The organism is Bacteroides timonensis, from assembly GCF_000513195.1.
Classification (GTDB): domain Bacteria; phylum Bacteroidota; class Bacteroidia; order Bacteroidales; family Bacteroidaceae; genus Bacteroides; species Bacteroides timonensis.
Genome location: NZ_CBVI010000040.1, coordinates 1 through 12,348 on the forward strand (window position 1 = coordinate 1; position 12,348 = coordinate 12,348).

Annotated in this window: 10 protein-coding genes; 1 reads left to right on the plus strand and 9 read right to left on the minus strand. The window is 45.6% G+C overall.

Annotated elements, in window-relative coordinates; translation table 11 throughout:
• Positions 1-1,032 (plus strand): CNNM domain-containing protein (locus tag BN161_RS09365; RefSeq protein WP_074435112.1); only part of this gene is annotated, 1,032 nt, incomplete at its 5' end.
• Between the two features lie 27 nt (positions 1,033-1,059).
• On the opposite strand, the gene BN161_RS09370 is transcribed toward BN161_RS09365, so the two are convergent.
• The 9 genes from BN161_RS09370 to rimP all read right to left on the minus strand — a co-directional run bounded on the left by BN161_RS09370 (position 1,060) and on the right by rimP (position 12,154).
• A complete protein-coding gene (locus BN161_RS09370; RefSeq protein WP_044265256.1) occupies positions 1,060-2,274 on the minus strand; it encodes an aminotransferase class V-fold PLP-dependent enzyme in 1,215 nt (404 codons plus the stop codon).
• A 23-nt stretch (positions 2,275-2,297) separates the two neighbouring features.
• Positions 2,298-3,641: a Fe-S cluster assembly protein SufD gene (sufD, locus tag BN161_RS09375; protein ID WP_044265298.1), complete on the minus strand. Its 1,344-nt coding sequence runs from the start codon at positions 3,639-3,641 to the stop codon at positions 2,298-2,300.
• 14 nt (positions 3,642-3,655) lie between these two features.
• A complete protein-coding gene (locus BN161_RS28560) occupies positions 3,656-4,075 on the minus strand; it encodes a GxxExxY protein (RefSeq protein WP_074435110.1) in 420 nt (139 codons plus the stop codon).
• 74 nt (positions 4,076-4,149) lie between these two features.
• Complete coding sequence (gene sufC / locus BN161_RS09380) at positions 4,150-4,902, minus strand: Fe-S cluster assembly ATPase SufC (protein ID WP_007210912.1); 753 nt, start codon at positions 4,900-4,902, stop codon at positions 4,150-4,152.
• Between the two features lie 146 nt (positions 4,903-5,048).
• Entirely contained in the window at positions 5,049-6,506 is a 1,458-nt protein-coding gene (sufB, locus tag BN161_RS09385; RefSeq protein WP_044265258.1) for a Fe-S cluster assembly protein SufB, read from the minus strand.
• Positions 6,506-7,012 carry a CvpA family protein gene (locus BN161_RS09390; protein ID WP_044265260.1) on the minus strand — a complete coding sequence of 169 codons (507 nt, stop codon included), beginning with the start codon at positions 7,010-7,012 and terminating at the stop codon, positions 6,506-6,508. The genes sufB and BN161_RS09390 overlap by 1 nt, the downstream gene beginning before the upstream one ends.
• Positions 7,013-7,172: 160 nt before the next feature.
• On the minus strand, positions 7,173-10,271 hold the full coding sequence (gene infB, locus BN161_RS09395; protein ID WP_044265262.1) for a translation initiation factor IF-2: 3,099 nt from the start codon (positions 10,269-10,271) through the stop codon (positions 7,173-7,175).
• 70 nt (positions 10,272-10,341) lie between these two features.
• Entirely contained in the window at positions 10,342-11,682 is a 1,341-nt protein-coding gene (gene nusA, locus BN161_RS09400) for a transcription termination factor NusA (protein ID WP_044265265.1), read from the minus strand.
• A gap of 4 nt (positions 11,683-11,686) precedes the next feature.
• Entirely contained in the window at positions 11,687-12,154 is a 468-nt protein-coding gene (gene rimP, locus BN161_RS09405) for a ribosome assembly cofactor RimP (protein WP_044265267.1), read from the minus strand.
• Positions 12,155-12,348: the final 194 nt, after the last annotated feature.

Consider the following 12,348-nt stretch of genomic DNA (forward strand, 5'->3'; position numbering starts at 1 on the left):
TTATTATATTTAACCATTGCATTATCATTATCATTTTTATGCTCCATCCTGGAAGCAGTTTTATTATCTACCCCAATGTCGTACATCTCCACCAAAGAGAAAACACACGGGAAAAGCGCTATTTTATTAAAGAAGTTCAAACAAGACATCGACCGGCCTATTGCTGCCATATTATCCTTGAACACCATTGCCCACACCGTGGGTGCTGCAGGTGTAGGTGCCGAAGCAGTAAAGATATTCGGAGAAGCTTACTTCGGTGTAATCTCCGCCATACTGACTATTTTAATCCTCGTTCTCTCAGAGATCATTCCTAAAACGATAGGCGCCTGCTACTGGCGTACACTGGCACTTCCATCAGCCCGTATCATTAATTTCCTTATTATTATCTGTTATCCCCTGGTGTGGTTGTCCGAGCTGATTACCCGTCTGTTTTCTTCTGGCAAACAAGAATTATCCGTAAGCCGCGAAGAGGTTTCGGCTATGATTTCCATCGGGGTAGAAGAAGGAGTTTTCCAGGTGAAAGAAAACAAGATGATACAAAACCTCATTAAACTGGATAAAGTAAAATCACAATCCATTATGACTCCTCGTACTGTAGTGGCAACAGCTCCCGAAAGTATGTCTCTGAAAGAGTTCTATCAGGATGGAAAGTATAAGTTTTACTCTCGTATTCCAATTTATAATGATAGCGAAGATTATATCACAGGATATGTGTTGCGGCAGACTGTACTCGAAAAGTTAGCAGAAGACAGATTCGATATGTGTCTGAAGGATGTGGCCCGCCCTATCCTTTCCTTCCCGGAAAATAGTCCTGTTTCCACGGTTTGGGAACAGATGCTTGAAAAGAAAGAGCATATTTCAATCTTGATTGATGAATATGGCTGCTTCTGGGGAATTGTCACAATGGAGGATATTATCGAAACAGCCTTAGGTTTTGAGATTGTGGATGAAAAAGACTCCGTAACGGATATGCAGAAGCTGGCACGGGATAAGTGGCAGAAGAAGCTGGCGGAAACGAAGATTAGTGATTAGAGGTTAGTGATAACCCCTAATCACTAACTAGAACATCTTGCTGACACGTTCGATACCTGCCACCAAAACATCGATTTCTTCTTTTGTATTATAGATTCCAAAGGAAGCACGCACTGTTCCTTCTATGCCGAGGCGTTGCATCAGCGGTTGGGCGCAATGGTGGCCTGTACGTACGGCAATACCGAGACGATCGAGCAATGTGCCCATATCGAAGTGATGAATATCACCCACAAGGAAAGAGATGACACTCCCTTTCTCAGCAGCTTCACCAAAGATGCGCATACCAGGGATTGTTTTCAATCGCTGTGTGGCATATTCCGTCAATTCATGCTCATAAGCGGCAATCTTATCCATGCCAATGGCAGAAACATAATCGAGAGCTTTCGCCAGTCCCGTAGTACCGATATAGTCAGGAGTACCGGCTTCGAACTTAAACGGCAGTTCGTTGAAAGTGGTATGTTCAAAAGATACATGCTTTATCATCTCACCGCCGCCTTGATAAGGAGGTAACTTATTCAGCCATTCTTCCTTACCATAAAGCACGCCCACACCGGTAGGCCCATACACTTTATGACCGGAGAATACAAGGAAATCAGCGTCCAGATCTTTCACGTCCACTGCCATGTGAGGAATGGATTGTGCCGCATCTACCAGGAAAGGTACATCATGATTATGGGCAATCTTAATCATTTCCTTGATAGGATTGACCGTACCCAAAACATTGGACACATGTACTACGCTCACAATCTTCGTTCGGTCAGTGAAAAGCTTCTCGTATTCATCTATCAGAAGTTCGCCGCGATCGTTCATCGGAATAACTTTCAGATTGATGCATTTCCGTTCAGCCAGCAGTTGCCAGGGAACAATGTTACTATGATGTTCCATTACGGAAACAATCACTTCATCACCCGGATGCAGGAATGCTTCGCCGAAGCTGGAGGCTAACAGATTGATGCTTTCCGTAGTTCCCCGTGTAAATACGATTTCATTTATAGAACCTGCATTGATAAACTTTCGCACTGTCTCTCGGCTTGCCTCGTGCAGTTCCGTTGCCTGTTGCGACAGAAAGTGTACGCCACGATGCACATTGGCATTGACAGAATAATATTCATCCGTTATGGCATCCACTACACAACGTGGCTTCTGTGTCGTTGCCCCATTATCCAAATAGACCAATGGTTTGCCGTACACTTCACGGGATAGTATCGGAAAATCGGCTCTTATCTTTTGAATATCATACATGTTGTTTAGGTATTAATATATTCTCACTTGCATATCGCACAGCCCTGGCACTTATTCAGTTCACCACGGAAACGTTTCTCTACCAAGAGATGTAAGCGATCTTTCAATGCATCCAGACGGATGGTATCGATTACTTCGTTCACGAAGGCGAACATCAGCAATAAACGGGCTTCACGTGCCGGAATACCGCGCTGGCGCATATAGAAGAGTGCATTTTCGTCCAACTGACCAACGGTAGCACCATGACTACACTTTACATCATCGGCATAAATTTCCAGTTGCGGTTGCGTATACATACGCGCCTCGCGGGTAGCGCAAAGGTTCCGGTTCGTTTGTTGCGAATTGGTATGTTGCGCATCCGGGCGCACTAATACCAAACCGGCAAATGCACCGACTGACTGATCATCGAGCACATACTTGAAAAGTTCATTGCTCGTGCAGTTAGGTACGGCATGGTCGATACTTGTATTGTTGTCTACATGCTGATTCTTATCTGCAATGGCCATACCGCAAAGGTTGATTTCGGCACCTTCACCTGCCAGCAATACTTCGGTGGTGTTGCGGGAAGTGCCGTTATGCAAGGTCATGCCATTCAGCAATACATTGCTGTTGGCTTCCTGCTTCACATACATATTGCTGATACGTACGGTACTTGTATGCGTTTCTTCCAGTTCGTAAAGGTCAAAGACAGCATTCTCACCTACGAATACTTCTATCACCTGGGTTGCCAGGAAATTCACGGCATCCATAGCATGATCACACACCAGCATACGCGCCTGTGCGCCATCTTCCAATACAATCAATACCCGGCGGTTCACCAGGAAGTTCACGTCACCACGCAGGATGTTTACCAACTGAATGGGACGTTCCAAAGCGACGTTCTTAGGTATATACAACAGCACGCCGTCTTGTGCAAAAGCGGTGTTGAATGCTGTCACTCCGTCTTTTGAAGTATCTGCCAGCTTGCCATAATACTTCTTTACCAATTCCGGATGCTTCGCCGCCATCTCCTTCAAACTACCGAAGATTACTCCTTCGGGCAGATGTGAAGCAGGTAGCGCTTTATTGTAAAAAGCATCGTTCACTACAAAGTACAGAGAGGTACTCATATTGGGTACATCACATTTGAATACTTCATAGGGATTTACCGGAATATCCAGACGGTTCAGGTTCAACCCATAGTCAGGTTCAAAGAACTTGCTGACATCGGTATATTTATATTTCTCCTGTTTACGGGTAGGAAAGCCAAGCCGTTCAAAGTCGGCAAACGCAGTGGCACGGGGCGCATTCATTGCCTCGGCACTATGCTGGCATATCATAGCTTCCGTCTGGGAGAAAAGGTCTATGTATTGTTGTTCTGCATTCATATTACATTTATATTTCATTTTTTAGACGCGGATAACGCGGATGACGCGGATTTCTTATTTTCCTGTAAACATTCTCTATAATAATGAGAAAAAACCTTCCGACTAATTTCCGGCTTTGGTCCAAAGTTTAATAATAATCCAACTTCTATATCTGTTGCTTTCAGATAATTGACTAATTGCAACTCATGTTCTTTTGATAATTGATTAACGGCTTTCAATTCTAAAATAACTGAATTATATACAATAATATCAGCTTCATAATAACCAACTATCTCTTCTTTATAATAAACATTTATTTTCGGATGTGCAACACAAGGAATATTTCGTCTTAATAACTCTCTATATAATGCATTCTGATATACATTTTCTATAAACCCATATCCAAGTTCATTATATACATCATAAAAGGCACTGATTATAGCATTAAGTCTTATCCGCTTGTGTTAAATTCATAATATCCTAAATAATAAATCCGCGTCATCCGCGTTATCCGCGTCTAAAAAATTAATTACTCTCCTAACTCCTTCTTAATCCAGTCATACCCCTTCTCTTCCAGTTCCAGAGCCAATTCCGGTCCCGCAGTCTTCACGATACGCCCTTTGTAAAGCACATGTACAACGTCAGGTTTGATATAATCCAGTAAGCGTTGGTAGTGGGTGATGACAATGGTACTGTTCTCCGGTGTTTTCAACTTGTTCACACCTTCGGCTACGATACGCAAAGCATCGATATCCAGCCCGGAATCCGTTTCATCCAGAATACTTAATTTCGGTTCCAGCATCGCCATCTGGAAGATTTCATTCCGCTTCTTCTCTCCACCGGAGAAACCTTCATTCACCGAACGGTTAGCCAGTTTATTGTCCAGTTCCACAATGGCACGCTTTTCACGCATCAACTTCAGGAACTCGCTTGCACTGAGAGCAGGCAAATGATTATATTTACGTTGCTCATTCACCGCTGCACGCATAAAGTTAACCATACTCACACCCGGAATTTCTACCGGATACTGGAAGCTGAGGAAGATACCCTCGTGACTACGGTCTTCCGGTGAAAAGTCCAACAGGTTCTTACCGCAGAAAGTCACGCTTCCCTTCGTCACCTCAAAGGCAGGATTACCTACCAATACAGCCGAAAGAGTACTCTTTCCGGAACCGTTCGGTCCCATAATAGCATGCACCTCACCTGCTTTTACCGACAGGTTGATGCCTTTCAATATCTCTTTGCCATTTACACTGGCATGCAGGTCTTTTATCTCTAACATCTTTATATTTACTATTTGACTATTTACAATTTACTATTTAATGTCACTTCTCCACTATTCACTATTACTACCGACCTTTTACTTATCTACCATTCATCTGCCGATTGTGCAGCAAAATAGTAAATAATAAATCGTCTAATAGTAGATCACCCCACGCTGCCTTCCAGCGAAATAGCCAACAACTTCTGAGCCTCTACCGCAAACTCCATAGGCAGCTTATTAAGCACTTCCTTAGCATAACCGTTCACAATCAGCCCTACTGCATCCTCCGTAGAAATACCACGCTGGTTGCAATAGAAGATCTGGTCTTCATTGATCTTGCTGGTAGTCGCCTCATGCTCCACAACCGCCGTCTCATTATGGATATCCATATATGGGAAGGTATGCGCACCACATTTATCACCCAGCAACAGAGAATCGCACTGACTATAGTTACGCGCATTATCCGCCTTTTGAGCTACACGCACCAGACCACGGTAAGAGTTCTCACTATGTCCGGCAGAGATACCTTTGCTGACAATGGTACTGCTGGTATTCTTACCCAGATGAATCATCTTCGTACCCGTATCCGCCTGTTGGTAGTTGTTCGTCACCGCCACACTGTAGAATTCAGCCGAAGAGTTATCTCCAGTCAGAATGCAGGAAGGGTATTTCCACGTAATAGCCGATCCTGTCTCCACCTGTGTCCAAGAAAGTTTACTGTTCGCACCTTTGCAGTTACCACGTTTCGTAACAAAGTTATAAACACCGCCTTTACCTTCGGCATCACCCGGATACCAGTTCTGTACGGTACTGTACTTCACCTCCGCACGCTCGTGTATCACAATTTCCACAATAGCAGCGTGCAACTGGTTCTCATCGCGCATCGGAGCCGTACAACCTTCCAGATAGGAAACATACGAATCATCCTCCGCCACAATCAGCGTCCGCTCAAACTGCCCTGTATTACGCGCATTGATACGGAAATACGTGGATAACTCCATCGGGCAGCGTACTCCTTTCGGGATATATACAAACGAACCGTCGGAGAATACCGCTGAGTTCAGTGCGGCAAAGAAGTTATCACGGTATCCCACTACGGAACCAAGATACTTCTGCACCAAATCCGGATGCTCACGTACGGCTTCACTGATAGAACAGAAAATAATTCCTTTCTCCATCAACGTTTCCTTAAACGTAGTTTTCACAGATACGGAGTCCATCACGGCATCCACTGCCATGCCACTCAACGCCATCTGTTCTTCCAGGGGGATGCCCAGCTTATTGAAGGTTTTTATCAACTCTGGGTCTACTTCGTCCATGCTCTTAGGCGCATCTTTCTTCTTCGCCAACGGATCGGCATAGTAGGAAATAGCCTGATAATCTATCTCAGGAATACGGAGATGTGCCCATGTTGGCATCTCCATCGTCAACCAGTGACGATATGCTTTCAGACGGAACTCCAACAGCCATTCCGGCTCGTTCTTCTTCGCAGAGATCAGCCGTACAACATCTTCATTCAGCCCACGCTCAATGACTTCCGTATGTACGTCGGTGGTGAAGCCGTACTTGTACTTCTCCTGCGTTAGTTCCTTTACATATTTATTGGGTTCTTCGGGTTGCATTATGTATTAAGTATATATTGTTCTGTAACTTCTTTTGCAGCCGGGAAAAACATTCCCGCGAACGACTCTATAGGATAATATAACACGGATTCCTCCTTCATTGTTCTATCAATCATCGTATTATCCGAGTCGATAAACTCGACAACACAGATAAGCAGACTCACCAGCAGCAGAAACTTCAACGCGCCCAGTCCGGCACCCAGCCATCGATTCAGCCAACCAAGCGAGACTGCTTCCATCGCCTTCGTCAGCAAAGCCGCTACCAGCAGGAACAACAACGGAACCACTATCCAGATTACGACAAACGCCAATATCTGTGCAAACGTCATGGAGTCCGTTATCTTAGAAAAGACTCTCTCCGCCACCGACATATACAGCGCTTTTGCAGCCAGCAATCCGACAATCAATCCGAGGATAGATGCCAATTGCTTGATGAAGCCTTTTATAAAACCGATGACCGCTCCCGCGCCAATCACTACTAATAGGATGATATCTATTATCGTCATATATAATAAGATGATAGGATGATAGGATGGCAAGATGATAGAATGATAATAGTTGATACAACAATGTGCCAATTGACTGCGTATAAACGATGCCGCAGGGCAATTGGCACATTGGCACATATATTATCTTATCATTCTATTATCTTACCATCTTATCATCTTATAAAGTCTGTTTTACTTCTATTTCTTCGTAAGATTCGATCATATCGCCTACCTTGATATCGTTGCAGTTCGTCAGGCTGATACCGCACTCGAAGTTGGTACCTACTTCCTTCACGTCGTCCTTGAAACGTTTCAAAGCATTGATAGAACCGGTAAAGATTACGATACCGTCGCGGATCAAACGGGCCTTGTCGCTGCGTTTCACCTTTCCGGTCTTCACTACCGCACCGGCTACGAGACCTACCTTGGTGATATTGAACACCTCGCGCACCTCGATAGTTGCAGTTACCTGCTCCTTCACCGTCGGTGCCAACATACCTTCCATAGCTGCCTTCACCTCTTCGATAGCGTCGTAAATCACTGAGTACTTGCGGATATCCACACCTTCGTTCTCTGCCATCTTTGCAGCGGCATTCGACGGACGTACCTGGAAGCCGATAATGATAGCATCCGAAGCGGCAGCCAATGAAACATCGGATTCGGAGATAGCTCCAACGCCTTTGTGGATTACATTTACCTGTACCTGCTCTGTAGACAGCTTGATCAGTGAATCGCTCAACGCCTCAACAGAACCGTCCACGTCACCTTTAACGATAACATTCAGTTCATGGAAGTCACCCAGTGCCAGACGACGGCCAACTTCATCCAAAGTAAGCATCTTCTGAGTACGCAGACCTTGTTCACGTTGCAACTGTTCACGCTTGTTAGCGATTTCACGTGCTTCCTGTTCCGTATCGATTACGTGGAACGTATCACCTGCAGCAGGTGCACCGTTCAATCCCAGAATCAGTACCGGTTCAGACGGTCCGGCCTCTTTCAGGCGCTGGTTACGTTCGTTGAACATAGCTTTTACCTTACCATACGCTGTACCTGCCAGTACGATGTCTCCCACCTGAAGTGTACCGTTTGATACCAGCATGGTAGCTACGTAACCACGTCCCTTATCCAATGAAGACTCGATAATGGAACCTGTTGCCTTACGGTTCGGGTTTGCTTTCAGATCAAGCATTTCTGCTTCCAGCAATACTTTCTCCAACAGTTCTTTCACACCCAAGCCTTTCTTGGCCGAGATATCTTGCGATTGATATTTGCCGCCCCATTCTTCAACGAGATAGTTCATACTTGCCAGTTCCTCCTTAATCTTGTCGGCGTTGGCAGTCGGTTTATCAATCTTGTTAATTGCGAATACGATAGGTACACCGGCAGCCATAGCATGGTTGATAGCCTCCTTCGTTTGCGGCATCACGTTATCATCGGCAGCGACAATAATGATAACCACGTCCGTCACCTTCGCACCACGGGCACGCATAGCGGTAAACGCCTCATGACCCGGAGTATCGAGGAACGTAATCTCACGTCCGTCTTCCAGTTTCACGTTGTAAGCACCGATGTGCTGCGTGATACCACCGGCTTCACCGGCAATAACGTTGGCCTTACGGATATAGTCGAGCAATGATGTCTTACCGTGGTCTACGTGACCCATGACGGTAACAATCGGCGCGCGCGGTTCCAGATCGTCTTCAGAATCCTCCTCCTCTACGATGGCCTGCGCCACTTCCGCACTGACATATTCAGTCTTGTATCCGAACTCTTCCGCCACCAGATTGATGGTTTCAGCATCCAGACGCTGGTTGATAGACACCATGATACCGATACTCATACAAGTAGCGATGACCTGCGTCACGGAAACATCCATCATGCTTGCCAACTCGTTGGCAGTCACGAATTCCGTTATCTTCAGCACTCTGCTGTCCGCCATTTCGCGGTCTTCCTGCTCCTGCATACGGCTGTTCGCTATATCGCGCTTGTCCTTACGGTATTTGGAAGTCTTGCTCTTACCTTTGGAAGTGAGGCGTGCCAAAGTTTCTTTTACCTGCTTAGCTACGTCTTCCTCGCTAACCTCCTGCTTGATGACCGGTTTCTTGAAACGGTCCCTGTTATTGTTGTTACGATTATTCTTGTTGCCTCCTTGGTGATTATTACCACCACCGGCACCTTGCTGACCACCGCCGGCATGAGGTCCTTTACCTCCACCACCACGGTTGTCACCTCCACGCTGGAAGTTGGATGCATTGTTGATATCCACCTTCTCCTTATTATTATTAATGCGGAGACGTTTCTTCTTGTTGGCGTTGGCATCGGCATCTTTCTCCTTGCCATCCTTCGCTTTGGTGTCTTCGCGGCGGATTTCTTTGATGATCGCCTCTTTCATCAACTTCTTCTGATCCTGACGAATCTTCTCCTTCTCTTCGCGCTCCTTACGTTTCTCCTCTTTGGATTTCTTCTTAGGGCGTGTAGACTGGTTCAATGTCGCCAGATCAATCTGACCGATGATATTAATCTTAGAAACAAACTCCGGCTTGTGAATTGTGAAGATTTCGGCTTCACCACTCTTTGCAGGCGCTTCTTCTGCCACGGCAGGTTTCGCCTCTTCCCGGACAGGTGTCACGGGAGCAGGTGTTTCTTTTTTCACTACTTCTTTCGCTACTACCGGAGCGGGTTTAGGTGCAGGTTTTTCTGCAATGACTGCTGGCTTCGGTTCTTCTTTCACCACAGGAGCCGGTTCGGGAGCCGGAGCCGGCTTCGGTTCGGGCTTCAATTCCGGTCTGGGTTCCGGTTTCGGTTCCGGTCTGAACTCAGGCTTCGGTTCCGGTTTGGGCTGCGGTTTAGGTTCTTCCTTTACCACAGGCGCAGATGTTTCCACTTTCTTTTCTTCCACTTTTTCTACTACCGGTTTCCGGTTCAGTTTATCCAAGTCTATTTTTCCGACAGGTTTAAACTTCGGACGTGCATCTTCGGGGACAACAGTCTTTATTTCTTCAACTTTCGGTTTCTCCGTAGTCTCAGCCTCGTAACCATCGATAGATACCGATACTTTGTTACGGTCTTTATTCTGCCGTTCCTGAATGAAACGTTCCGATTCAAGTCTAAGATTCTTATCTGTACTGAACTCTTTCACGAGCAAGGCATATTGCTCCTCGTTAATTTTTGTGTTGGGGTTTGCCTCAACGGCAAATCCTTTCTTCTGCAAGAACTCAACGACCGTTGAAATTCCTACATTCAAATCTCTTGTTACTTTATTTAACCTTATCGTCATACTAAAAAATTAATGAATAATGTGGAGAAAGAAGTTAGTGCAAACAGAAACAGATGTCGACAGACACTTTTTATTCTGCCTCGGGCTCTGACTCAGGGGCAACCTCGGGCTCTGTCTCAGGCATAACCTCAGGTGCCGGATCCAATTCAGGTTCGCCTTCTTCAAACTCCGAACTTAAAATGCGTAATACCTCGTCCACCGTTTCTTCTTCCAAGTCGGTCTTTTCAATCAACAACTCGCGCGGAGCGTTCAGCACGGCCTTCGCAGTATCGATACCAATCGACTTGATGGCATCAATCACCCAACCGTCGATTTCGTCTCTGAACTCATCCAGATAGATATCTTCATCCTCAACAGCCTGATCCAACTCACGGAATACGTCAATGGTGTACTCGGTCAACATACTGGCAAGTTTGATATTCAAACCGCCTTTACCAATAGCCAGCGAAACCTCTTCAGGCCTCAGAAATACTTCTGCCTTACGTTCTTCTTCATTCAGACGAATAGAAGATATCTTCGCGGGGCTGAGGGCACGCTGAATAAACAACTGGATATTGGACGTATAGTTGATTACGTCAATATTCTCGTTGCGCAACTCACGAACAATGCCATGAATACGGCTACCCTTTACACCTACGCAGGCACCTACCGGGTCGATACGGTCGTCGTACGACTCAACGGCAATCTTGGCACGCTCACCGGGGATACGGGCAATCTTCTTAATGGTAATCAGTCCGTCATTGATTTCGGGCACTTCCATCTCGAACAGACGCTGCAGGAATACAGGCGATGTACGGGAAAGGATAATCTTCGGATTGTTATTCTTGTTGTCCACACGGGCCACCACGGCACGCGCCGTTTCTCCCTTGCGATAGAAATCGCTCGGAATCTGTTCCGTCTTGGGCAGCAGCAATTCGTTTCCTTCATCGTCGAGCAGCAGCATTTCCTTCTTCCATATCTGGTATACTTCCGCATTGATGATATTACCCACCTTATCAATATATTTATTATAGATACTGTCTTTTTCCAGTTCCAAAATTTTAGAGGCCAACGTCTGACGCAGGTTCAGGATGGCACGTCGTCCGAAGTTCGCGAAGATTACTTCATCCGTCACTTCCTCGCCCACTTCATAAGAAGCATCTATTTTCTGTGCTTCCGATAATGCAATCTGCAAGTTCGGATTTTCCAGGTCTTCATCCGCCACTACTTCACGGTTGCGCCATATTTCGAAGTCGCCCTTGTCCGGGTTCACAATTACGTCGTAATTCTCATCGGTGCCGAACATCTTCGCGATCACACTACGGAACGACTCTTCGAGCACGCTCACCATGGTGGTTCTATCGATATTTTTCAGTTCCTTAAATTCCGAAAATGTATCTATCAGGCTGATAGTTTCTACTTTCTTGGCCATAGTCTTATTTAAAACTGATTAAGTATTTAGTATATTTTATTTCATCATACGCAAGCATTTCGTCTTCCTGCACCAGCTGGGGGCGCTTGGCTCCTTCGGGTTTCACTTTCTTCTCTACAGTTACAGTGAAATGCTGTTCATCGGCCGCCTTCAGCACGCCGCACAACTTGCGTCCATCTTTTTTCAGCACTTCCACTTCTTTTCCGATGTGGTTGGTGTACTGTTGCAACACTTTAAATGGCTGTCCGATACCGGCAGAACCTACCTCCAACTCATAATCCTCATCCTCTCGGTTCAACTTGGATTCGATGTATCGGCTCAACTCCACACAATCTTCAATCCAAACCCCTTCTTTGTGGTCAATTTCCACCACAATCTTGTCGTCCGGGCTGATAGCTACTTCCACCAGAAAGTACTCTTTTCCGTCCAGCCACTCGTCAACAATCTGACAAACAGTTTTCTTTTCTACCATTGATTAACTATATAAGAACAAAAAAAGGAGCTTAATTGCCCCTCCACCTTTCATCCATTGCGGTTGCAAAGATATAAATAATCTATTCGACTACAAAATATTAGAGAAAAAAGTTCAATAATTCAATTCAAACTGCCATATACAAACGGCAACACGTCAAAATCAGCATTCACACACCCGTAGCCAATTATGCA